Raw genomic sequence first — 22,519 nt, 5'->3', positions numbered from 1 at the left:
AACTTGCTCCGTCGGGACTCAGTTTTGATGGTACCTGCAGGAAGATCGTGGCGGGCGGCCTTCGGCCGCGACTGCACCGGGGAAGTTGGGGGTCTGTTGGCGTCGTGCGATGCGGTGGTCGCGGGTTGATTGAGGTGGGGCTGCCGCGCCTCCGGTGGAGGCTTGCCACGGCACGAGTAGGGTCCGGATACGCGTCAGCCCCGGCGGATACGAGCCGCCGGGGCTGACGTTCTAAAGGGCTCCTGGTCAGCTTTGTCGGAGAGCGATGACGCGGCCGCCGCGGTCGGCGCGGATCTTCGCCGCTGCGGTCAGCAGGCGATCGACGGTCTCGAAACCCATGCCGAGATCCCGTGCGATGCGGGCGGCGCCGTCGCCGGTGGCGTCGTGCTGGCTGAGCACTTCGACAATCCGCTCGATCGGCAACCGCGACCGGGTGACCCGCCGGACCTCACTCGCCAGCTCCCCCATTGCTGACGGCTGCTCCGCAACGTGCTCCGTAGCGCGGCGGGTGCTCTGCTGCTCCAGTATCTGGCGCGGCAGCTGCTCCGTAGGGTGCTCCGCAGAAACCGGGGCGCTGAGCTGCTGCTCTGCGGCGCGCTCCGCAGCGGTGCTCGACTGCTCCGCAACAGGGGCCGGGGCCGCCTGCTCCGCAGCACTGCTCCCCTGCTCCATCCGGCCGGTGTCGGCTACCGGAGCAGGGTCCGCGATGTCGACCGTCTCGGACCGGGAGGCCGGGCTGGGCTCGGGCTTCGCTGCTCCGAAGGCCTCGGCTACCTGACCCGACACCGGGACCGAGTGGTGGGCCACATCGCCGGACTCCGGGCTCTGCTCACCCGGCTCGGTGTCGCCGGGGTGCTCCGCAGCCGACGCGGGGGTGCTCTGTTCGCGGCCGTCGTCGTCCGGCTGCTCCGTAGCCTCGGTGCTCCGCACGGGGCTGGGCAGAGCAGTCTGCGGGTGCTCCGCAACGACGGTGCTCCGGATCTGCTCCGTTGGGCGGTGGGTGCTCCGCTGCTCCGCAGGGTGCTCCGCAATGCCGTTGAGCGGAGCAGGGTGCAGGCCCGCGCTGATCTGGGTGAGCGCCAGCAGCCGAGCGTTGAGGTCTTCGGCGGCCGGGGCCTGGGCGCTGGCGGCCGCGATCGCCGCGCCGTACCGGCGGGACACGACGCTGTGCGTGGCCAGCGCGGTGCCGACGGTGATCGGCGCGATGACGTGCACGCCGGTCTGGAACCAGTCGCCGGCCTTCGCGTACGGGTAGATGTTCAACCCGACGGTCAGGGCCAGCAGCACGCCCTCGATCGCGTACACCGCCCGCGGATCCTCGATGACGTTCCATTCGACGGTGTCGGACGTGGACAGCATCAGGGCGATGAGCATGCCGCTAATGAGCGCTTCCAGCCCGTAGGCCATCCACCACATCAGGTTTGCGGGCCCGCCATCGGGAACGATGTTGTGCTGCACCGTGACCGCGCTGAACAGCATTGCGAACACGACGGCGGCGGTCAGGATGCCCAGCACGAGCGACTTACGGCGGTGCAGCCGAGCGATCTTCGCGTGCGGAGACGCAGCGCGGCGCTGTTCGGCGAGCGCCTTCCCGGCGCGCAGTAGGTCCGCGGCCTCACGCTCGGCGAGCTTGGCGGCGGTGCGTCGCACCCGCTCGCCCATATCCTCGGCTTCCTGGATACGCGCCAGCTGCTCGTTGCGCTGGTAGTCGCGGATCCGCTCGGCCAGCCCGCGGTTCTCGGCGATTTCCCGCTCGGACAGGGCTTCTGTCAGAGCGGGCTCGAGCTGGTGCTCCATCCGGTCGCGCGCAACCTGCGCCCGATCCGGCAGAGCACCGGTCAGCAGCGCGTCGGCCGGATCGGTCGGCATGCTGCGGGATTTCAGTCGGATGCGGTTTTTCATCGGCGAACTCCGTCCAGAAGGGAGGCGGGCTGGCGGGCGCCATCATCGCGGCTGGATGGCTGGCCCGCATCTACATACACACCAGTGGTGTGCCTATACGCGGGTATGGGGGTGTAAGGGACGTGTATGGACAGGTAAGGGAGGCGGGCCCGGGCGATGTGTCCCGGCCGAGCGCTACTCGGTGACGACCGCACGGGCCCGGTCCGAGTCGTGAAAGTCGCCGACGTATTTCTCCTGATCGGCGATCTTGCGCTTGTACCAGTCGACCGCGCCCTGCTTGCTCACACCGAGCGCGGCACCGATGGTGGTCCAGCTGTCGCCCGCCTCGCGGGCGTCCCGCATCGTCATCCAGCGACGGCCGGTGAGCATACGGACCAACCGGCGATTCGCCTCCAACGCCTGTACGGCAGTGACCTCGGCGTGCTGCGTGAGGTCGTTCTGCAGCGCTTCGCGGCCGGCGGTATCGGCATGAGCCAGGCCCTTCCGGGTGAGCTCGTTGTGGAAGTAGGTGTTCCACACCGCGAACAGCTCTCGTTCGTCTCCGTCGGCGAGTACCTGCGCGATGTCGGTTCCCGCTGGGAAGCAACCGTTCGTGGTGGTCTCGAAGTATTCGTACGTTCCCATGCGACAAGTTTACTTGACGACAAGATTTCTTGACACAAAATCGACAAGAAATCTTGACGATTACATGGGTTACAGGCCAGTCGGTGCGTCAGCCGGACGAGTGTCCTGGACAGTCGGTGTTTCGTCGCACGATCGGCGTGGCCTGGTCGTATGCTGCGACGGATTCCGAAGTAGTCCCGGGCAATTCGGGGCGAAGCACACGGAGGTGTTGAGTTGGGTCGCGTTCTGGCTGTAATGAACCAAAAGGGTGGCGTCGGGAAGTCGACGATCACTGTGAACCTGGCAGCGGTGACCGCTGATGTGCTGGGTGGGGGCTCTGCGAATTCCGAGGATTCGAAGTCGACGGTCGCGGCGGTTTCGATCGACCCGCAGGGATCGGCGGTGTGGTGGGCTGACCGGTTGAATACGCTGCCGTTCTATATCGTCCAAGCACACGACGATCTCGCCAGGCTGCGGAAGCTGGGGCAGCTGCCGGGCATCGACCACGTGTACGTCGATACCCCGGGCTGGATTGACCTGTCCAACGATGGTGATTCTGGGGATCCACTCGGCCGTGGTGAGGCTGCGGAAGCATTGCGCTCGGTGCTGGATGTCGTGGATTTCGTGGTCGTGCCCATGACGACTGAGCCGTTGTCGTTCGATCCGACTGCGCAAACGATCCGGAGAATTCTCGAGCCGCGGGGCCTGCCCTACGTCGTGGTGATCAATAACTGGGATCCGCGCGACGGGACTGCGGACCTGGATCAGACGAAGGAGTTCGTGCAGGCCAAGAAATGGCCGTTGGCGAATACGGTGATCCGTCGCTACAAGATCCACGCTCGCGCGTCGGCGGATGGGTTGACCGTCACCGAATATCCGGCCAACAGGGTCGCGATGCAGGCCCGCGAGGACTTCTACAAGCTCGCACTCGAGCTGCAGGTCGGGGGCGGTCGCTGATGGCAGGAAAGCGTACGAATCTTGCGGAATTGGCCGGCGGAGTCGGGGAGCACTCCCCCGTTGTAGAGAAGCAGAATCGCCCGGTACCGCCGGTGGAAATCCCCGAGCCCTACGAACAGCCGGATGCGACCGGCGAACTCACCACAGTCGAACGCGGTCATCTCGCTTCCTGCGAGGCCGCGCTGGACGTGCTGCGCGTCGCGTTCTGGCGGGCGGGTAAAGCGCTGCGAGTCATCTCCGCTGCGCGCCTCTACCGGGAGACACACGAGACTTTCGAGGCGTACGTCTTCGATCGTTGGCAGATGAGACGGGCTCAGGCATACCGGCTCATGGACGCCGCGGTGATCGGGGAGCCCATCGCTTTGTCTCCCATGGGAGACAAAGTCAACGAACGACAGGTGCGGGAACTGCTGCCGCTGGCCGACAACCGTGGTGGTGCGGCGGCAGTCGATCTGTATCTGGCCCTGGCCCGCGAAATCTTCAACGCCAACGGCAGCGCCCCCAAAATTACCGCCGACTTGGTACACAAGACAGTCGCCGCGGCGCTCGCCGCCTTGCCGCCCGGCACCCCGTGGGACTCCGACATCGTCTTGCAGGCCGTGCGAACCGTGCTCAAGGCGCCCGGCGACCCAGTGACCGACGACACCCCTGGCGAGTCTCAATCGTGGTTCGAGGCTGAAACGGGTCGGGTCGCAACTCTGGCTGACAGAGCGGTGAAACGCGCCCGGAAGCATCCGAACGAAGCTGCGGCATTCGCGGACGCGCTCATCGAACACGCCCGCCGGATCCAGAACGCTCTCGAGATTTCGTGATCCATCGTTTTGTCTCCCATGGGAGACAAGGTCAACGAACGTCAGATGCGGGGGCCTTGGGTGGTTAATCCGAGGAGTGTGTTCACAGTGCGAGCTTCTGACCTGGACGTTTCGGAATGGGGGTGCCGGTAGCATCCGCCCAAAATTCGGCAGATGCTACCGGCACCCCGATAGAGAGTCATTTCTTCTGTGCCTGCCGGGCCAGTTCACGCCGGGCCTCGTCGCTCTCGCGGATGCGGGCGCGCGATCGCCCGGTAGTTCGCGCTGAGATTTCGGCGACTACCTTTCGTGCCTCTTGGTAGGCGAGAGAGTTCGGGCCGGCCGCGGCCGTCACCGCCGCGCGGATCACTTCCCGCTGCCGGGCCCGCTCGGCCCGCTCGGTTTCCTCGAGCGCAGCGGTCCGAGCCCGATCGAGGAGCGCCGGCGGAACGTCGTCGGGAATCTGGTTGAGGATGTACCGCAAATAGCCGGGGGGGTTCGTCGGCCGTTCGATGAGGGCTTTCCCGGAGATCCGGAACTCTTCGAATGCGCCGAATATGTCATCGACCAGCCAGCCCGCGACAGCCTTACGGGTCACTGTGGCCGCCATATGGCCAGGACGAATCTGTCGCACCCACAGCGGTAGACGGTCGTCTCTGCGGATGCTGGCAGCCAGTCTCACCGCTTTCTGGTCGTATGCGGGCCGCTGCCGCCGCATACGACCCTTCTTGTCATGGCCGCGCGGAGCGCGTCTTTCGGTCATGTTCTGGGGTGAAGAAGTTTTTTGCTGGGGTGAGAGTTCAAAAGAACCCTCGCTATGCTCCGGTGGGGTGCCAAAGCCCTGTTCGAGCTGTGTTTCCATGATCGCGTTATCCACAGGCATGACTACGGATTCGTGCAATGCGGCGACCGCGGCCCAGCCGCGGGAACGGTCGTTGCGCTTCCAGGAAGCCAGCCGTTCCTCGCGGGTGCGCTGACGGCCCCGGAACACGACCGTGCGTGTCCCGAATTTGTTCACCACCCGGCGGCAGCGATGCATGGTGGACTCCGACATCCCTACGGCCTTCTCCAGCTGGGCGATGGTCATCCGGGTGCCGCGGCCGGTGGTGAAGTCGGCTCCAGAGGATTCCGCGATGAGGTAGGCCTGGAACGTCTTTCGGCTGACAGAGTCCACCATGCGATTTCGGCGCAGCATCGCGTAGTGCTGGTCGTAAAGTGCCAGGTTGTGCGCGATCCACCGGTTTCGACTCCACCAGCAGGCCGGTACATCGGCGTAGGCGTCGGCGGGCAGCGCCAGGCGCACAGGGGGGAGCGGGAACAGCGCGGCCACAGCTGGCATGGCTGGGCTTCGACGGCGAACAGGGGAGGCGGTACAGCCTCTTCCGTGGAACGAACTTGTTTTTGTAGGGCTGAGATTCCAGACACGCGGCGTTCGGATTGAGCCGTATTCGCGGCGCGGGGTATCCTCAGACCCGGACCCTTGAAGCAAGAGTTCCCGTCCTTAGCAGAGTGGGAGTGCTGGGAGAGTCCACTGGGGCGAGTTGGCGCTCGCCCCCCACAACTTCAAACGCGACGCTCTCGGCCTGTCCGCCGGGAGCGTTCGTGCGTGTGGGGAACCCTCACAACACTGAGGTCAGGTATTCAGTTCTTGTGCCGTGCAGGGTTGTTCAGCTGCTCCGCATCAGGCGGAGCGCAGTACCTCCTGGTCGTCGTTGTCGGGCACGAGCAGTGAATCGACTGTGACACCGGCCTTTTCCGCAAGGACGGCCGTGACGTAGGCGCTTCGCGCTACGCCTTCTTCGCCCGCCAGCTGATCTAGCAGCGCATCAACGTTGCGATGCAGTTTCAGCGTGACTGGAATTCTTCGGTACGGCAGTGGGTCAGGTCCTCGTCGCCCCATAGGGGGATCTTTGCAGAGCATTTCGGAGATCACGGGGCGACACGCTGAAAGGTGGTCATCCGAGTTTCCGGCGTTACCGGTCGGAAGTTGATCTGCCTGGATACGTCTGTCCCGCAACCACTACCGCGTGTGGGCTATAGCCGTGCTGCTCTGGCCATCTCAGGCTGCAGTGGCTCCTGCCAACGCATTTCGGACCGTATCGGCGTCAATGACTTGTCCGGCACCGACGAGTCGTGAGATGAGAAGCAGGGCCGATTCGTGGATTTCCCGCGCGGGGTGCCGAGTCGCGTTGGATGCCACCGCATCCCGGATCACCCAGGGGGTGAAGTCCATTTCGAACGCATCCAGTGCGGTCTTGAGAACGCATGCGTCGGTAGCAATTCCGCAGATCACAAGATCGGTCACGTTCAACTCACGCAGCAGCTCGACACCCTCGTGTGTAAGAGCTGTGTAGACGGTCTTGTCGAGCACACTCGCGTTGGGATGCTCGGTGTAGGGCAGCAGTTCGTCGACGAGATCTGTGTCGGGGGAGTCGTAGAGGGCGCGCCATCCGATCAGTCGCTCATACGGGCTCCCGGTGTAGTTCAGGTATCGGGTGAGGATGATCGGTCGTCCGGATGCGGCCCACCTCTCGGTGAGATCCACGACTACGGGCACCACGGGAGCCGAGCCGGCATTGACGAATCCGTTTTGCACGTCGACAACGAGAAGCGCGGCTTTTGCCAGGTTGAGGGTCATATTCCGGCCTCCTTGACGGCATCCATGGCCAGGCCCAACTGATCGGGCAGGCCGCTGGTTGAGACAATCGCGTCCCGCATCTGCCGGTGCTGTCCAGTTTCCTGCGGACGTGCCGAAAGCAGCAGCGATCTGACCGAACGTAGGAACGGATAGCCGTAGCGCGGGTGGATCTGCGGGGTACCGCCACTCTCGATTTGCTCGCCGATCCATCCGGTGTAGGCCCAGATTGATTGCAGTCCAAGCTCATGCGCGACGAGATCGTCTTCGGGAAGCGCGCGTAAGGGATCGTGCGCGTAGTAGACCACGCCGGACCAGCTCGCCCACCCGCTCGAAACGCCGGGGACGCCGAAACTGCGCATTTCGGTAGGGCGATAGCCCGCCGCAAGTAGTTCCTGCTCGACTCGTTCCGCGTTGGCCTGGGTCTCTGCGACGTCGCTGAATTCTCGATCGACTAGGGCGCGGGGTGCACAGATCAACCGCAGACCGGCGTCCAACGTGGCACCTAGCCAGGGCACCGTGTGCACCCAGTAGAGGCTGAGTACGTAAGCGGCAGAGACGCTTTCCTCTCCGGTAAGGCTGCGGAGGTAACCGCCAGCCCACTCGAGGTTTTCCGGATAGGACTGGTAGCGCCACATGGCGAGGGTGGTGACGTCGGCGAGATCGAGCTCGTCGACGACATGGATGATGACGGTTCCCCAGGGCCAGGCTGTCAGACGATTCCGGTCGCCCGGACCGTCTATAGACCCGACCCAGCACGATGCCTTGCCGAGCTGACCGGCGGTCTCTGCTAGGTCCAGCTGCTCGCGGAGCTGGTCGGTGCACTGGTGCCCGAGGTGAGCCGCAATGAACTTGTGGGAGCGCACGCCGAGTCTGGAACCGGAGGTGGGAGCCAGGGCTGCGGCAGCGAGGAGTACGTCTCCAGGGGGCGTCGTGCGGGTTTCCCATGCGGTGACGTGCCGGGCGTCGACCGGTCGGCCGACGAGAGCGCTGAGCGCGTCAGCGAACTCGGTCGGTGACAAGCCTGCAGCGGCGCGTGCCATCGCGACCCGGTTGCGCGCGACCACCGCGAAATCGGGGTGGTAGCTGGATCCACGTGTGTGGAGCCCGGTGACGTTTCCCTGCTGAGGAAACCGTCTCACGTTCACCCTGCCTCCTCCACCCGCCCGTCCTCGGTGGGGTCGGGTATCGCCAGATTGCTGTAGACATCCATCATCTGCGTCTCGAGCCGCGCGATGCGGTCCTTCAGCTCGGCGATCTCCGCCTCGATCGAGACACGTTCCGCCGGGCGCTCCTGCACGAATGTGCCGACGCCCTGGAAGGTCTCGACCAGGCCCTCATCCCGGAGTACCTGCAGGCCCTGGTTGAGGGTTGCGAGGGCGACACCGAAGCGCTGCATCAGCTCAGGCTTGGTCGGTAGCCGGTCGCCCGGGGCGTATTCGCCGCTCGCGATCTGAGCACGAAGCTCATTTGCGATCAGCTGGTATCGAGGTTTGCTCACGCCACAAGAGTAGGTCGCGCTGAGTCATCTACGTCAGCTAGACATCTCCATTGACTCATCTAGGTGACTCTGATTCACTTGAATGAGTTCGTGGACTCATCAGGGAGGACGAGATGACTGTTCAGCGGGAAGAGCGGTGGCTGGTCGCAACGCGTTCAGCACACGTCGCGTACGAGGTCGAGCGGGGGTGGTTTCGCCTGTCACTTGCCCCGGAGCGCCTTGTGACGGGCGCGCAGGCGGTGGCCGGCCTCACGGTGGCCGAGATCGCTGCCGACTGGAATGCGCTGCTGTGGGAGGACGACGCGAACGTCGCGGTCGTCTGGAAGCTGATCGGCGCCCAGGCGAAACCGCTTGGGTTGGACCCTCTTGAGGCAGTGATTCGCTGCGAGCAGTCGGAGTGGCCGACCACCGCCGCTGAGTGGGCGGTGTGGTCGCGATGAGGCTGCCGGAGATCTGGACGCGTGAGGTGTGGGCGCGGGCTGCTGCCCCGGCGATCCCTCGGATTCGTGAGGTCGACGGTCACCTGGTGGCCGACGCGACAGCACATCATGCGGACTACGTCGGACAGGACCTGTGGGTCGTCGACTGGCTTCCTGGGCGTCAGTTCGACCGTCAGCAGGCGACCGCGGCTATGCGGATCGCGGTAGCTCCGGAGCGGCTGGACGTGGACCGGTGGGCAGCCCAGTTGGGCCTCACCGCCCGCGAAGCCCGGCCCGACCGCGTCGACCGCACGCGGAACGACGTCGCACCGGAATCCGTCACGCGGCTACCCGCAGCTTCACCGCACCCTGTGGCCTGCGGTGGAGAAGTTAGTACCGAGTGGGTGGAACCGCCGCGACGAGTGACGCGTCATAGCCAATATGCGGGCCGAACGGTCGGCAAGGAGCGGACGCCCCAGGGCACCAAGACGATTCGGGCGAGCCGTCTCACCGATCTGAGACTGTTCGAACTGTTGCTCGGGGGTGGGTTCGATGGCGCCGCGTGACGAGCACCAGGTCGATTTCGTCGTATTCAGCCTTCCCGCCATCGGCGCGGTCCTCGCCATTCTCGGCCTGGCCATCGTGATCGCGGTGGCCGCCTGTGTGGCCGTGTCGTGCACGTTCCACGGCGCTCCCGCCGATCGGCAGCCCCCGATCGTGCATGGCAGCTGCGCGCCGTTCTGTGCCGCAACCGTTTCCGCTTCTCCCGTGACTCCCGGAGGTGTCCGATGAGCCGTTCTGTTCCCGCGTGTGCCGTGGTCGACGTCGACTTCTTCCCCAGCGACCAGGCCGGGGTGGTGGAGGCCCGGCTGGTGTGTGTGCATTGCCCACTGCTGAGGGCGTGTGCGCAGCGGACGTTGGCGATGCGGAAGCTGCCGACTTACGGAGTGTTCGCGTCGGTGTTGATGCCCGCGTTCCCGTTGTCGAAGGCGAAGTGGGATCGGGCCCGCGCCGAGCTCGAACGGGTGGCGCGTACGGGGCAGCCGGTGTGGTCGGGCAGCCGTCGTCGGCGGTCCCCGGTCAGGAGCCGCGTCGGTGAGGCGGTGGCCTGATGGACCGCAATGTGAAAGCTCCCCGGCAGTCCGATCTCGATCTGTCGGAGTGGGGCTGGTGGATTACTGCCGGTGCCGTGGCGGGTCTTGCCGAGGGTGCGAGTGCGTCGTTGCGGCTGGGTGAGGCCCTTTACGGTGCCCCGCACCAGCCCGGAATCACCTGGCAGCCGTTGAATCTCGCGATTGAGCTGGCCACGCACGAGGTGGTGTGGTCGGGTCCGGCGACCGCCGGTGCGGTGACCCTCGCGGCCGGTGCGGTCGGGTTGGCCGGGTCGGTGTGGGCGCTCAAGTCCGTGTGCGATCACTGCCGTAAGGGTTTGGCCGGGCGTCGCCGGATCCGGCGGGAGGCGGTGGACAAGCAGGCCCGCTACATGGGCCGGGGCAAGCAGCTGGCGGGGTTGTCGCGTAAGGCGGTGGCCCGCAAAGCCTCTCAGCTGAAAGTCCGCCTCGAGGAGGGCGCGCAGCCCGGTGTGATGATCGGGCGGGCGGTGGCGGGCGGCCAAGCCCTCTACGCCTCGTACGAGGATCTGCACCTCGACATTTGGGGCCCGCGCCAGGGCAAATCCACCTCCCGGGTGATCCCCGCCATCATGGAGGCCCCCGGCCCGGTGGCGACGACCTCGAACAAGCGCGATGTCGTCGACGCCACCCGCGCCGCGCGCGCCCAGCGCGGCGACGTGCACGTATTCGATCCGCAGGGCGTGGCCGAGGAACCGTGTACGTGGTTCTGGGATCCGATCGCGTGGGTATGGGGCACCGACGGAGACGGCGCTCAGGAGCGGGCTGCGGAGCTGGCTGGCCATTTCGCCGACGGCGACGAGAACAGCCGCAGCGACGCGTTTTTCGAGCCTGAGGGTGAGGACTTGCTGTCCGGGCTGTTCCTGGCGTGCGCGCTGTCGCGCAGGCCCATCACCCAAGCGTTCGCGTGGGTGACCAACACCGATGACCGCGAGCCGATCCAGATCCTCGACGACGGCGGATTCGATCTGGTGTCCGCGGCGCTGTCGGCGCAGTACTACGCCCCCGAGAAGCAGCGCAGCGGCGTTTTCGGCACCGCGAAGAAGATGACGAACTGCCTCAAATTCCAGCGGGTCCGGCCGTGGGTGACCCCGCCCGCGAAGGGTGAGCGGCCGCGGCGCGCGTTCGACGTGGACGCGTTCGTCACCAGCAGCGACACCTTGTATTGCCTGTCGGAGGAGGCCAAGGGGTCCGCGGGCCCGCTGATCACCGCGTTCGCTGCGGCGGTGGCCGATGCGGGCAAGCGTGAGGGTATCCGCTGTGGCGGGCGGCTGCCGGTGCCGCTGTTGATCGCGCTGGATGAGGCCGCGAACATCGTGCGGTGGCGTGAATTGCCCAAGCAGTACAGCCATTTCGGGTCTCGGGGCATCGTCGTGATGACGGTCCTGCAGTCGTGGGCCCAGGGCGTGCGGTGCTGGGGCGCTGACGGCATGGAGGCCCTGTGGTCCGCGTCGACGGTCAAGGTTCTCGGCTCCGGTCTGGATGGTGCGGCGTTCCTGCGTGACCGCTCCGAGCTGATCGGCCCGCACTACGAGCTCGTCAACTCGGTCACGCGCGGCAGGGACGGGTCGCGGTCGGTGTCGACCAACCGCACCAGCGAAATCACCATGCACGCCAGCGATCTCGCCAATTTGCCGAGGGGCCGGATGGTCGTGTTCGCCGCCGGACATCCCCCGACGCTGGCGGCCGCCGTGCCGTGGATGGTCCGCCCCTATGCCCAGCAGATCTCCGACGCGCTCAAGGACGTCGAGCGCGTCAACCGCGCGCGTGCCAAAGGTCGGCACCTGCGCGTCGTACCCCGAGTCACTGATCAGAAAGGCAAATCCGCATGAGCGACAACTCCACCCCGACCAGCAGCCCCGGCGTGAACGGGCACGAGGCGGGCCTGGATCTGGAGGCCCTGCTGCAGGTCTCGCAGACCGATCTCGGTGAATTGCTGACCGGCGCGATCCGCAAGGCGGTCGGCTCACGCATCGACGCCGCCGCCAAGGACATCGCCGACGGCGTGGTCGCGCAGATGCTCACCGACGAGGTGCGGGCCGCGATGACCGAAACCGCCATCCACGAAACCGAGTTGGCGCTCAACCCGGCGCCGGTGCCGGACCTCGAGGACGACACCACCGAGGCCGCGGCCGAGGAGGAACCGCAGCGCGAGCCGAAGTACGCCGACGTCGTCGAGTTCGTCGAGAGCTACGTGATCCAGATGTACCGGCGTGAGGTCACCGCGCGCGGTTCGCAGCGGCAGTTGCGCTGGTGTCCGCGCTGGCACGCCCACGGTGAGGTGTGGGCGCGGATGGAGGCGATGCACCAGGCGTTCGAGCATCTGCGCCTGGGTGCCACCACCGAGCCGAACGAGTGGTGGCTGGTGCACTTCGACCCGCAGATGCGCGCGATCCTCGACCCCGAGGGCCCGTTCATGTACTGCAGCGTCGCGGAGGGGCATCACGCGAAGCTGCCGCCGCTGCCGGTGGTGCCCGCCGCCGCGCAGCTGGTTCAGCGCGACGGCGACTACCACGATGCCCACGCCTCCGGGCTGATCGTGCCGTCGGCTCCGGCCCGGCGCCGCAAGATCGCTGAGTTTCCCGGATGACCCCGGCGGCGCGGCATCGGCCCGCCGCCGATCACGGGGTGGGCAGCTTCGAGCGGGTGACCGCCGCTCTGGAAAAGGTTGTGGGGGAGGGCCGTCCGGCCGGGGCCTGGGTCAAGTACAACTGCCCGGTCCATGAGGCCGAGCCCGGCCGTCACGATCCGTCGCTGATCGTGCGGCACTTCGCCGACGTCGGCCGCACCAAAATCTCCTGCCGCGCCGGATGCGACGACCGCGAGATCCTGGCGCGTCTCGACCTGGAAGTCCGCGACCTCTACGACAACCCTGTCCGGCGCCGCCGCGACTACCAGCGCCAAGTGGTGCGACGGCCACAACCGCGGCAGGTCACGCGGGCGGACCGGGCGATCGACGCGGCGGGCCTGCCGCTGACGAAACCGGCAAAGGATCTGGGACAGCAGCGTTCTGGCTGGCGGAAGGTCGCGGCCTACAGCTATGTCCGCGCGGACGGCACAGTCGCCGGGGAGGTCGTCCGCCGCGAAGCGGCTTTCGAGCATGGCCGCAAAAAGCGGTTCCACCAGCACCATTGGGACCCTCAGACGGGCCGGATGGTCGACGGTGGTTTCGAGGCGATCCCGTACAACCTCCCGGGCGTGATGGACGCTGTCGCGGCAGGCCGGACCGTCTACATCGCCGAAGGGGAGAAGGACGCCGACACCGCGGCCGCCCGGGCGGGGCTGGTCGCGACGACCAATGCCGGGGGCGCCCTCAACTGGACGGACGAGCATTCGCGCTGGCTCTACGGCGCGGCCGAAGTGGTCATCGTCTGCGACCGCGACGCCCCCGGCTATCGGCGTGCCGATCGGATCCTGACCTCGCTGGCCGGGCACGTGGGCCGGATCCGGGTCGTGCAGGCCGCGACCGGCAAGGACCTGACCGAGCATTTCGACGCAGGCCACGGCGTCGACGAACTCACGCCGATCCCGTTTCTGGATCCGGCCACGCCCGGCCTTCTGACTACCGCACCCGCGAACACCCTGGACCAGGTCGCTGCCTCGGCGGGTGTGGTCTCTCCGGTCGCGGGCCCCTCACCCGAGCTCACCAACACCCCTGATGGAGGACCCACCATGGCCACCAGCTGGCACAACGTCGACGGCCCAACCCACCACGACGACACCGTCGATCATCTCGGCTCGCAGTTTTCTCAGGTCGTGCGCGCGCTGATGCAGGAAATCATGCAGCTCGCGATGCGGCTGGCCGATGAGCGCCGCCGCCAGGCCGAGGAGGCCCGCCGGGAGTCCGAGCAAGCCCAACGCGAGTTCGAGGCCGCACAGGCCGCCGAGCGCAAGGCGACCGAGATCCGGCTGTCGAAACTGCGCGAGCACGGCTGGGATCGCCTCTCGCGCAGCGAAATCGCGTCCGCGCTGCGCGACGCCGCCAGCTGGTCCGAGCAGAGCGAGACGGCCAAACGGATGGTCGGCGAACTGGCCGGGCATATCCGCGGTCGCTACGGCGTGCACATCGACCCGACCAGCGGGCACGTCACCGTGGACACCCCGGACCTGGTCGGGCAGCTCGCGGCCATCGAGAAGGACCGCGCGGCCGCCGCGAGGGTGCGCACTGCGCAGGACCGCATGGTCGAAATGGTCGGCGCGGAAGACATCGACGAAAGCAAGAAAGCCGCTCTCTACGCGGACATTTCGACCTGGCAGCGCAACCCGTCCGGGCACAACCTCGGCGAGCTGACCAAGAAGATGGAAGCGGCGGGGGTGCCGGAGAAGACCCGCACCAAGATCCGGTTCGTTGGGGTCTATCTCGGCACCCCCGACGGCACGGAAGTGCCGGTCGCCGACCGGGCCGCGACCGCGCTGGTGACCCCGGTGGCCGAGTTGCGGCGTCTGGGTGAGCCGCTGGTGGATCCAGCGGAGGAGTGCAAGCCGCGCGTCGATGCGATGTTGCAGCGGTATCAGGATCGGCTGCGCCACGGCGTGGACACCCGCACCGTGCAGGACCAGCTCGCCGAAGCCGTGGCGGTGATGACCGACGAGGACCGTGAGATCGCCCGGGCCCGCGGTACCGCAATCCGCCGCAACCCCGCCGCCGAGTTCAAGCCGCTCTGGCCCGATCACGTCGACCGCGACGAGTTGGGCGAGAAGATCCGCATGTACGCCAGCCTCGCGCCGCAGGTCGAGGCCCGCATCACCCAGGACGACGGCGTCGATGCCGCGTGGAGCACCAGCCAGCGCGAGCGCACGATCAAACTGGGCGCCGACATCGACAAGGCCCTCACCAAGGGCAAGGGCCTGCATCGCCTCGAGAAAGACCAGATCCGGGCCGTGATCGCGGCGGTGGAGGCCGGGGACTCGGTGGTCCCGGACATGCTGTGGGCCGATGACCGCAGCGCCGCCGCCATCGACCGCGACCGCGCCGATGAGATCGGGCGCAGCGTCGCCGCCGGTCACCGCCGCCAACTCGAGGAAATCCTGTCCAGCAGTGCGGTCCCGGCCGAAGCCGCGCGCGCGGCCCGCGAGGAAGTCGCCGCCCTGGTCGGGCACGAGACGTCGCTGGCGGCCGGTCGCATCAGCCTCGGCGACTACGAGCGCAGCGGCGCCGACGATCACCTGCTGGCGAAGCTCTCCGCGGCGGGGGTGTCGGAACCGATGCGCAACCGGGTCCGAAACCACCTGGACGAAGCGATTTCCGACAGCGCGATCACGGGCAAACAAGCCGCACGTATCGCCGCCCGGTGGGCGGATCGGCGGGAGCTGGTGGCCGCCGGTCGGGCCCCGGCGGTCGCGGCCTACGACAGTGCCGAGCGCCGCACCGACCTGCAGGCCGGACTGGAATCGGCGGGCCTGGATCCCGACGAGATCGCCCAGCGCATGGCCGCCGACGCCGGACGCGCCCGCCCGCTCTCCGCGGCGGTGCGCCACACCCCGGGCGAGACCCCGGGACGCCCGCACCGCACCACTACCCCGGGCCAAGGCGTGCACCGCATCAACCACCGCGGCAAGGGCGAGCCCGGCCTCGGCCGGTGAGGTGTCTTAAGCCATGACCGTCGAGGACACACAACACGAAACCGGCACGGGCGCAGGCGATGTCCCGGTTTTCGACTGGCGGCTCGCTCCCGCGCACTACCTGACCCGCCGCCAGCTCCGGGCGGCGGGCCTGGGCCCGAACCGTCAAGGCGTGGCCGCGTGGCTGCGCCCGGAGAAGCCCGGCCACAGGTGGGCCCGCCTGTTCGACAAGACGAGGGCAGGCCCGAAACGAGTCCCGTCCGAGGCGCAGCTCGAGGCGGCACGAAAAGCGGTGCACGCGCACCAGCTCCGCGCCGCTGAACGCCGTGGATACAGCCGCGAGGACCTGGCCGCCGTCAGCGACCCGGGCCCGGGATGGCACACCCCGCAACCCACCACCACTCACCAGGAGGAAAACCCTATGTCCACCAACGAATCCGCTGCCCCCGCCATGGACGAGCCGGGGGAGATCCACAATCGCGCTGCCGAGCTGGAACGCATGCTCGAGGAAGCGCAGCGGTCCGCACCCGTGTGGCCGGACTCCCGGCCCGAGGCCGCCGGGAAGGTGGTGCGGGCCCAGGAAGAGCTCGAGAAGCATCTGCGCGAGTATCGCGGCGAGCTGGGCAACGATTCGCACTGGAACAGCCATTACGCGGGCCTGGACTACGCCGACGAGAGGATCGCGGCGCGGGAGGAGATCGCCGCGCAGATCGCCGCGGCCTACGAGCAGCCCGACCCGATCGGGCACGGCCAGCGCACCGCCTACTTGTTGGCGACGGTCGCGGTCCACCAGGCCCGCGACCGGATAGACCGCCTCACGGCCGCCGCCCAGGCCGAAGGCGGTGGCCCCGAGGCGGCCGAAGTGCACGGCCTCCACATGGAGGGGGCTCAAGAGCAGGCCGAGGAACGCCTGCAGGCCAGCACGCAACAGCTCGGCCCGGCCAGCGTCGCACCCTTGGCCGATGCGCTGGTGTGGCAGAACAAGTCCGAGATCGCCGCGACCCGTCTGGCCGAGATCACTACCGCCTACGCCCAGGGCTGGGGTGTGGTCGTCGACGCTGACGGCCTCACCGTCACCGTAGATCGGGAGTTCGACCCGGTCTCGGCCCAGGACTACACCGAGGCAGCGGCCCTGCGGGCGCGGGAAGCCGCTGCCGTCGACATCGTGTCGGCGATGGCGATGACCGACACCGCGAAGGCTCGGGTGTCGGCATCGATCGCGGCCTGGTACAACGACACCGCGATCGACCCGACCGACCCGGGCGCCTACCTGCACGAAGCCCACCAGCGGCGAGAACTGCTCGGCGGCAACCTCGGCGTGGCGCCGGATCTCGGCGACGCCGATCGGGCCCGTGTCGAGTTTGTCGTCGACTATCTGCGGGGCGACGTCTCGAAGGTCGACCTGCTGGCCTCGCCGGTGTTCGTCGACCCGGGTGAGGAAGTACGGTCGCGGGTCCCGGCGCTGTTGGAGACCTTCGCCGAGAACCCTCGCGCGGCCAAGCTGGTGGCCCGGGAGATCTCGGTCATGAGCGTCGCCGATCATAAGCTGGTCAGCGACGCCGGGACCGCGATCGCGGCCGGTCAGAAGGTCGATTACGACCTGTGGCCGGGCTACGTCGGACGCTATGCGCTCGGCGACGACCTGATCGACTACGCCGACGATGCCGAGGAACTGCGCCGCGACGCCGACTACTTGCCCGAGGCGATAGCCGAGGGCGTGGACAATCCCGAGCTCTGGGGCATCTCCGACGACGTCGGCGCCCGCATCGCGCGGATGGCTGAGGCGCGGGAGGATCTGCTCACCCAGGCCCGTGAGGGCAAGGGCTTGGCGTCGGTGGAGCGGGCGCAGATCGCGGTCACGGTCGGTGATATCGATGCCGGCCGAATTCTGGGCCACGCTCAGCTGCCTGAGCTGGTGTGGGCCGATGAGCGAAGCAAGGGCGACATCGACTACCTGCGGACCAGCGAACCCGCGGCCCGGCTGGCCACGGCGACCCGGGAGGCGGTGACCCAGCTCGTCGACGCCGCCGGTGTCGACGACCGATCTCGTGCGGCCGGGCACATCAAGTTCCAGCTGAACTCGCTGGGCAGCACGATCCACAGCGTGGGGCGCGGGTCGTCGTCCGGTGTGGATGCCGACCGCAAGGAGTACGTCGACCGACGCGGCCGCCTCGAGCGGGCCCTCACCGAGGCGGGCATAGGCACCGAGGTCCGCGCCCAGGTCCGCGCGACCGTCGACGAGCGGACCCGCGACGCTGCCGGGCTGGGTCGTGCCGCTGCCGAGCGGCGCGAGGAATGGACGGCCAAGATCGACGGCTACGCGGCCGCCCGCGACGACGCGATCGCGCAACGCCAGGCCGCCGACGCCGGACGCACCCCGGGCCCGGCGCGCGTATGTGCTCCGAGCCCGGACCGGGACCGGACCGCGGCTGCATCCCGGACCGCTGCTGCCGGGCGCCGACAGCTGCACACCGAGGAGGTCGAGCGGTGATGACCGAAGTCGAGACCGTGGACCTGCACGTGATCGCCCGCATCGAATCCGATTGCGCGGTAGCCGATCTCTACGTCAGCGATCCCTGTTACGACGCTGTCGACGGCCACCCGGCCGGACGCATCCTCGAGGGATGGGGGGAGTCGGTGGTCACCGATCCCGGCGCACCGGTCACCCTCGATGCCCTCGACGCCGCGCTCACCGCCGACGGGTACACCCGCGTCAGCGGCTGGCGCGAGCGGGTGACCGCGGCCGGTGCGGTGCGCTGGTTCGCCGAGGCGGTCATCCGAGTCGAGGCGATCGACCGATGATGAGCCGTACTGAGGTCGCCAGGCGCAGACGGGCTCTCGTCGCGGAGCTCGTGCACCTGCGCAGGCTGCGGGCGGCGCTGCTGTGCGCAGAGCTCGTGCTGCGCGACATCCCGCACCTCGCCAGCGGCGACGTGGTGGTGATCGAGCTGGACGGGTTGTGGTGGGAGGTCTTCCCCTGGTTGCGCGACGGGCGCCGCCTCACCTGGATCGTGGACTTTCCGCATCCCGACCTTGAGGGGCACAGCGGCCACCAGATCGGCCACTCCCACGGCATCCGGTTCCGGGTCGCGCAGATACCCGCGATGTGGGCGCGGTACCAGCGCGCGACCGGCGATCAATACCCGCTCGTGCTGGACACCAACGACTAGAACCCATTTCGTGCAGCGGCCCCGGAGGGAAACCCCCGGGGCCGCTGCAGGATCTGGGTCCGGAATCACGTGTAGAGGATCAGTATCAGCATCGTCAGCGCCACGACGGCCGCGACCGGCACGAACACCACCAGCCATCCGTGCCCGGGTCGGCCCTGCGCGTCCTCGGCCTCGCGCCGCTCCCGCATATAGACCGGGGTCCGGCGCAGATCGAAATCGCCTGCTTCCTGCGCCTCGCGGCGCTTACGCGCCCAGGCCATCTCGGTCGCCGTGAAATGCCGACGGGCCGGGACCCCGTCGGACGGATACCGCCGCGGGCAGCGCGGGGTGTAGTGCCAGCTGTCCAGGCACCACCAATTCGTGCACGGGTACCGCACCGCGAACCCTCCCTCCCGTACCTGTCGAACAGACCAGGGTACGGCGGCGAGAGTCTTCGGCGTGGTGAACTTCTGCTCCGAATTTCCGGCTGCGGGAAGCGAGAGGCTCTTACCGGTCGAGGAGCTCGGCGCGTTACGAGTGCGATTGGCCGCTGATCACCTCGCGTATTTCCTCGCTGTCTCGCAGTGACTGTTCATACGCCCTGCGCAGGATCTCTACTCGCCCGGCCGCGGCATCCTCGCCCCGATCACGCAGCAGTGCCGCGATGTTGTCGTACTCGCGTAGAAGCACCTGCTGAGAAATGCTGTCCCCCATCTCCCCTGCCTCCTGAACTCCGTGTGAGCGTACCCAGGAACAGCATCGCGATCTTTGTTGGTCGTTATCGTCCGATTGCGTGGCTCGGGTCACCGTCCCCAGGACCATGCGTCCCGAGGATTCGTCCCGCTAATCGTTGCTCAGTTCGACCAGCGGAACACGGAACGGCAACCGCTCCTCCACTGGCCGCCAGCGAGCCCGGTCGACGGTGAGGATCTCCAGGTCGTGGGTCCGCGCGGCGGTCACGGCGTGCGCGGCCGCCGGGTCGTCCGGGATCAGTCCGGTGATCTCGGACAGTTCCAGCGCTGCGATGCTGTCGCCGAGCGGCTGCACGGCCACGTTGCTCATGGCGTCGAGGATGCCCAGCAGCTCGGCGCACTGATCGGCCGAGAGTTCGGCGAAGGCGTACGCGAGGGTGACCGCGGGCACCGACACCCGGATATCGCGGTTGTGCAGGGAGGCGAGGAGAGCGCTGGGTTCGGGGTCACCGGCGCCCAGCGACACCAGCGTGGTGTCGTCGAAGACGTAACCGAACACCGGCTACGAGGCCTGCCGATCCCGGAGCCGACGTTCGAGCATGTCGGCGGTCCGCTCGGCCCATTCCACTGCGGTGGCATCGTTCTGGGCCTCGGCCAGACGTGCAAGACCCGCAGCCCGGGCGCGCTCGAGGAACGCCTCGCTGTGCTCAGCTGCTCGCGCCGAGGTCTTGTCGCTCATGCCAGCGACTATATCCCCGCTCATGCGGCGTCGACGTCGAACAGGGTCAGCGTCGCGGCGGCCGCGCGTCGGTCGGCGCGTTCACGCTCGGCGCAGGTGGGTCCGATGCCCTGCGCGACCGAGGCCGCCGACACCAGCCAGCCATGGCAGCGGCGACAGTGGGCAACGAGTCGCACTTCGGGCCTGTCGGTGTCGGCCATATGTCCTCCCGGCCGGCGGTGTGTGGTCGGTTGGATCGTGGCACGAGGCACCGACATTCCTCGTTGTCGGTGGGTAGGAGGAGGATCTGCCTTTTCCCATCGAGACAGGAGAGTTCCGAGTGAGGCTCTACGTAGACGGCGAATGGTCGGGGTGGGACGGTGAGACGACCGTTCGACTCTCGGACGGTTCGGAGTGGCAGCAGGACGAGTACTTCTACGAGTACCACTACGCCCATACGCCCAAGGCCGAGATCTCGAACGGAAAGATGATTGTCGTCGGTATGAGCCGAGCCGTCCAAGTACGGCGATTGAACTGACCAACCCTGCGCTGAATCGATAGGTTTTCTCGACTCAGAGCCGGACCCACGCCCTGACCGCCGGTAAGTGAACGAACCCGGCGGTCAGGGAATGGGTCCGGCTCGATTGGTGGTGTTGAAGATAGGTATGACGTCAGATCCCAGCTGCCGAAGGATCTCTTCGGCGTCGAGTCGCGGGATCCTTTCAGCGCGGCCGGGATCCGAAAACGCTGTGTGTGCAATAAGGTTCGCGGACAATCGCGGGTATGGGCCGCCGACCTGCCCGCCGTCGGTGTCCGTCCTGCCGGACGGCCCTTCCCGTCGATGCGCATCCGCGTCGCCGCTACTGTTCGCCGGCGTGTGTGGCTCGCGCGTACCGGGCCCGCAAGCGCTCGGCGACGGTATTCGAGCGCATGGTGACCGCGGGGCGGCGCCTAGTCGTCGGTGAGGAGCCGGAGGTGGGGATCGTCTGCCCGGGGTGTGGGTGGCGGATCTATCCGGGCGGGGAGAATCTGCGTGCTGATGCCCGTCACTGCTCGCCGCGCTGTCGTCAGCGCGACTACCGGCGGCGTTGTCGGGAAAAAGTTTGTGACCATGACGGTGAGCCGTTACCTGGTGACGCCTGGCGTCATGGTCGGCGTTCGAGGGCGTCGGTAGGTGTCGGTGCTGTTGTCCACACTGGTCCGAAATCCCATCGGACCCAGGAGCATTCGACATGACCGACTACTCGGCAGAGTTGTTGAAAGACCGCCGTCGACGGGGCGAGGACGCCCGGCGACAGATGATCCGCCAGTTCACCTCGGGACTCCCGGTGAGGGTGGTATTCGCCCTCACCGGCGTCAGCGCGTACGCCGCGTTCGCGACGTTCGGGATCGAGTGGGCCCGGCTGGCGGGCGCATCGGCCTGGGAGGCGGCGGTGTGGCCCATCGCTGTCACGGCCACCACCTCGCAGGCTCTCTACAGCCGGGTGCGGCTCGTGCCCGGCTGGTACCCGAGCGAGGCCCGCTGGCTGTTCAATACCGTTGCCGGGGCAGGGTTTATCCTCGCGATGCTCGGCAACGGATTGTATTCCGGCGGCTACCCGCACCAGCTGCACCCCGCCGTCGCGGTGCTCGTCAACGGCGTACCCGGGCTCTGCCTGGTCCTGTCGACCATCATGGCCGCAACCTTCGTGCTGTCGCCCCGGCCGCCCGAACCCCGCCCAATACCGCCGCTGGGGTCACCGATGCCCGCGACCGAAGCCGCCGCGGCAAGCGCGGCGGAGTAGACGGGGAAACAGCCGTTTTGACCCCACCCACCAGCGCAGGCCTCAAGGGTCGTGACAGCCACAGGGGAAGGAGAGCTCCACCGTGTCCAAACGCAAAGTGTCCAAACGCAAACGCACACCGAAGCCGACGGCCGAGCAGATAGCCCGATTCATCGATCCCTACGACGAGAACGCCGTGGTGCTGCGCGAGGGCGACTCGGTCGCGCTCAACCTCGGCGACATCCTGGACAAGATCCGCACGATCATGGAGCGGGCCGAGATGGCGCCGGGCACGCCGATGAACCTGGAGGCTGTACTCGCGCCGGAAACCGTGGTGGAGCTCATCTCCGCCGGATTCGGGCCCGGCGTAGTCGAGCACCTGGTCAATGTTGCCGCCGAGATCGTCGCCGCCCGTTACCCCGACTTCGGACCCGGGGTGTTCGACTGGGACGTGCGCGAGCTGGACCCGTTCGAGCACATGCATGTCAGCACTCCAGACCCGCACCGGTACGCACAGTTGCCGCTGGCCAAGCAGATCCTCACCGACGCGCTCAACGGTCGTTCACCCCGCGTCACCGACCGGACCCGCGAGCTGGACTCGTTCGCGATCGTCAGTCTGCTGCACTCCGTGCTGCTGATGTACGTGCTGATCGTCGGCGGTCTCGCAGCCCGAGGCCGGGAAGAGTAACGGCGGCGC

Annotated in this window: 27 protein-coding genes; 15 read left to right on the top strand and 12 right to left on the bottom strand. The window is 67.5% G+C overall.

Annotated elements, in window-relative coordinates:
• Positions 1–246: 246 nt before the first annotated feature.
• Complete coding sequence (locus tag ACIA76_RS42240; RefSeq protein WP_397161009.1) at positions 247–1,902, bottom strand: hypothetical protein; 1,656 nt, start codon at positions 1,900–1,902, stop codon at positions 247–249.
• A 174-nt stretch (positions 1,903–2,076) separates the two neighbouring features.
• A complete protein-coding gene (locus ACIA76_RS42235) occupies positions 2,077–2,526 on the bottom strand; it encodes a hypothetical protein (protein ID WP_397161007.1) in 450 nt (149 codons plus the stop codon).
• 234 nt (positions 2,527–2,760) lie between these two features.
• On the opposite strand from ACIA76_RS42235, the gene ACIA76_RS42230 reads away from it, so the two are divergent.
• Together ACIA76_RS42230 and ACIA76_RS42225 are read left to right on the top strand one after the other, a co-directional pair.
• Positions 2,761–3,462, top strand: a complete 702-nt coding sequence (locus tag ACIA76_RS42230) for a ParA family protein (RefSeq protein WP_397161004.1) — start codon at positions 2,761–2,763, stop codon at positions 3,460–3,462.
• 92 nt (positions 3,463–3,554) lie between these two features.
• A complete protein-coding gene (locus tag ACIA76_RS42225; protein WP_397161002.1) occupies positions 3,555–4,274 on the top strand; it encodes a hypothetical protein in 720 nt (239 codons plus the stop codon).
• A 178-nt stretch (positions 4,275–4,452) separates the two neighbouring features.
• On the opposite strand, the gene ACIA76_RS42220 is transcribed toward ACIA76_RS42225, so the two are convergent.
• The 5 genes from ACIA76_RS42220 to ACIA76_RS42200 form a co-directional block, all read right to left on the bottom strand.
• On the bottom strand, positions 4,453–5,583 hold the full coding sequence (locus ACIA76_RS42220; protein WP_397161000.1) for a hypothetical protein: 1,131 nt from the start codon (positions 5,581–5,583) through the stop codon (positions 4,453–4,455).
• Between the two features lie 351 nt (positions 5,584–5,934).
• Positions 5,935–6,186 (bottom strand): hypothetical protein, encoded by a 252-nt coding sequence (locus tag ACIA76_RS42215; RefSeq protein ID WP_397160998.1) that lies wholly within the window; start codon positions 6,184–6,186, stop codon positions 5,935–5,937.
• Between the two features lie 126 nt (positions 6,187–6,312).
• Positions 6,313–6,891 carry an isochorismatase family cysteine hydrolase gene (locus ACIA76_RS42210; RefSeq protein ID WP_397160996.1) on the bottom strand — a complete coding sequence of 193 codons (579 nt, stop codon included), beginning with the start codon at positions 6,889–6,891 and terminating at the stop codon, positions 6,313–6,315.
• Positions 6,888–8,036 carry a hypothetical protein gene (locus tag ACIA76_RS42205; RefSeq protein ID WP_397160994.1) on the bottom strand — a complete coding sequence of 383 codons (1,149 nt, stop codon included), beginning with the start codon at positions 8,034–8,036 and terminating at the stop codon, positions 6,888–6,890. The genes ACIA76_RS42210 and ACIA76_RS42205 overlap by 4 nt, the downstream gene beginning before the upstream one ends.
• Positions 8,033–8,389 carry a GntR family transcriptional regulator gene (locus ACIA76_RS42200; protein ID WP_397160992.1) on the bottom strand — a complete coding sequence of 119 codons (357 nt, stop codon included), beginning with the start codon at positions 8,387–8,389 and terminating at the stop codon, positions 8,033–8,035. The genes ACIA76_RS42205 and ACIA76_RS42200 overlap by 4 nt, the downstream gene beginning before the upstream one ends.
• Positions 8,390–8,502: 113 nt before the next feature.
• Between ACIA76_RS42200 and ACIA76_RS42195 the strand changes: the two genes are divergently transcribed.
• Genes ACIA76_RS42195 through ACIA76_RS42150 form a run of 10 tightly spaced genes read left to right on the top strand, consistent with a single transcriptional unit; the run spans position 8,503 to position 18,670 of the window.
• Positions 8,503–8,829 (top strand): hypothetical protein, encoded by a 327-nt coding sequence (locus ACIA76_RS42195; RefSeq protein WP_397160989.1) that lies wholly within the window; start codon positions 8,503–8,505, stop codon positions 8,827–8,829.
• Positions 8,826–9,374 (top strand): hypothetical protein, encoded by a 549-nt coding sequence (locus ACIA76_RS42190; RefSeq protein ID WP_397160987.1) that lies wholly within the window; start codon positions 8,826–8,828, stop codon positions 9,372–9,374. The genes ACIA76_RS42195 and ACIA76_RS42190 overlap by 4 nt, the downstream gene beginning before the upstream one ends.
• Positions 9,361–9,600, top strand: coding sequence for a hypothetical protein (locus ACIA76_RS42185; RefSeq protein ID WP_397160985.1), 240 nt, complete (start codon positions 9,361–9,363; stop codon positions 9,598–9,600). Before ACIA76_RS42190 ends, ACIA76_RS42185 begins: the two co-directional genes overlap by 14 nt.
• On the top strand, positions 9,597–9,920 hold the full coding sequence (locus ACIA76_RS42180) for a WhiB family transcriptional regulator (RefSeq protein ID WP_397160984.1): 324 nt from the start codon (positions 9,597–9,599) through the stop codon (positions 9,918–9,920). The genes ACIA76_RS42185 and ACIA76_RS42180 overlap by 4 nt, the downstream gene beginning before the upstream one ends.
• Positions 9,920–11,770, top strand: coding sequence for a type IV secretory system conjugative DNA transfer family protein (locus ACIA76_RS42175; RefSeq protein ID WP_397160982.1), 1,851 nt, complete (start codon positions 9,920–9,922; stop codon positions 11,768–11,770). Before ACIA76_RS42180 ends, ACIA76_RS42175 begins: the two co-directional genes overlap by 1 nt.
• On the top strand, positions 11,767–12,528 hold the full coding sequence (locus ACIA76_RS42170) for a DUF4913 domain-containing protein (RefSeq protein ID WP_397160981.1): 762 nt from the start codon (positions 11,767–11,769) through the stop codon (positions 12,526–12,528). Before ACIA76_RS42175 ends, ACIA76_RS42170 begins: the two co-directional genes overlap by 4 nt.
• Positions 12,525–15,521: a hypothetical protein gene (locus ACIA76_RS42165; RefSeq protein ID WP_397160979.1), complete on the top strand. Its 2,997-nt coding sequence runs from the start codon at positions 12,525–12,527 to the stop codon at positions 15,519–15,521. Before ACIA76_RS42170 ends, ACIA76_RS42165 begins: the two co-directional genes overlap by 4 nt.
• Positions 15,522–15,534: 13 nt before the next feature.
• Entirely contained in the window at positions 15,535–17,991 is a 2,457-nt protein-coding gene (locus tag ACIA76_RS42160) for a hypothetical protein (RefSeq protein ID WP_397160977.1), read from the top strand.
• On the top strand, positions 17,991–18,302 hold the full coding sequence (locus ACIA76_RS42155; RefSeq protein ID WP_397160975.1) for a hypothetical protein: 312 nt from the start codon (positions 17,991–17,993) through the stop codon (positions 18,300–18,302). Before ACIA76_RS42160 ends, ACIA76_RS42155 begins: the two co-directional genes overlap by 1 nt.
• On the top strand, positions 18,299–18,670 hold the full coding sequence (locus ACIA76_RS42150; RefSeq protein WP_397160973.1) for a hypothetical protein: 372 nt from the start codon (positions 18,299–18,301) through the stop codon (positions 18,668–18,670). Before ACIA76_RS42155 ends, ACIA76_RS42150 begins: the two co-directional genes overlap by 4 nt.
• Positions 18,671–18,735: 65 nt before the next feature.
• Here the strand turns inward: ACIA76_RS42150 and ACIA76_RS42145 are convergent, their stop codons facing one another.
• From ACIA76_RS42145 to ACIA76_RS42125, 5 genes are all read right to left on the bottom strand, one after another.
• Positions 18,736–19,047 (bottom strand): hypothetical protein, encoded by a 312-nt coding sequence (locus ACIA76_RS42145; RefSeq protein WP_397160971.1) that lies wholly within the window; start codon positions 19,045–19,047, stop codon positions 18,736–18,738.
• 133 nt (positions 19,048–19,180) lie between these two features.
• Positions 19,181–19,363 carry a hypothetical protein gene (locus tag ACIA76_RS42140; RefSeq protein WP_397160969.1) on the bottom strand — a complete coding sequence of 61 codons (183 nt, stop codon included), beginning with the start codon at positions 19,361–19,363 and terminating at the stop codon, positions 19,181–19,183.
• Positions 19,364–19,492: 129 nt separating this feature from the next.
• On the bottom strand, positions 19,493–19,900 hold the full coding sequence (locus ACIA76_RS42135) for a hypothetical protein (RefSeq protein ID WP_397160968.1): 408 nt from the start codon (positions 19,898–19,900) through the stop codon (positions 19,493–19,495).
• A 3-nt stretch (positions 19,901–19,903) separates the two neighbouring features.
• Positions 19,904–20,080, bottom strand: coding sequence for a hypothetical protein (locus ACIA76_RS42130; protein WP_397160966.1), 177 nt, complete (start codon positions 20,078–20,080; stop codon positions 19,904–19,906).
• 20 nt (positions 20,081–20,100) lie between these two features.
• Positions 20,101–20,280: a DUF6011 domain-containing protein gene (locus ACIA76_RS42125; protein ID WP_397160965.1), complete on the bottom strand. Its 180-nt coding sequence runs from the start codon at positions 20,278–20,280 to the stop codon at positions 20,101–20,103.
• Positions 20,281–20,399: 119 nt separating this feature from the next.
• Here ACIA76_RS42125 and ACIA76_RS42120 point away from each other — a divergent pair, with 119 nt between their 5' ends.
• The 3 genes from ACIA76_RS42120 to ACIA76_RS42110 all read left to right on the top strand — a co-directional run bounded on the left by ACIA76_RS42120 (position 20,400) and on the right by ACIA76_RS42110 (position 22,510).
• Positions 20,400–20,597: a hypothetical protein gene (locus tag ACIA76_RS42120; RefSeq protein WP_397160963.1), complete on the top strand. Its 198-nt coding sequence runs from the start codon at positions 20,400–20,402 to the stop codon at positions 20,595–20,597.
• Positions 20,598–21,291: 694 nt separating this feature from the next.
• Positions 21,292–21,843 (top strand): hypothetical protein, encoded by a 552-nt coding sequence (locus ACIA76_RS42115; protein WP_397160961.1) that lies wholly within the window; start codon positions 21,292–21,294, stop codon positions 21,841–21,843.
• A gap of 82 nt (positions 21,844–21,925) precedes the next feature.
• The gene (locus tag ACIA76_RS42110; RefSeq protein WP_397160959.1) at positions 21,926–22,510 is read left to right on the top strand and encodes a hypothetical protein; all 585 of its coding nucleotides are present in this window, start codon (positions 21,926–21,928) and stop codon (positions 22,508–22,510) included.
• Positions 22,511–22,519 lie beyond the last annotated feature (9 nt).

This window comes from Nocardia sp. NPDC051570, assembly GCF_044454005.1.
Taxonomy (GTDB): Bacteria; Actinomycetota; Actinomycetes; order Mycobacteriales; family Mycobacteriaceae; genus Nocardia.
Note: the sequence above shows the minus strand (reverse complement) of the source record. Positions and strands in the feature narration are given on the sequence as shown.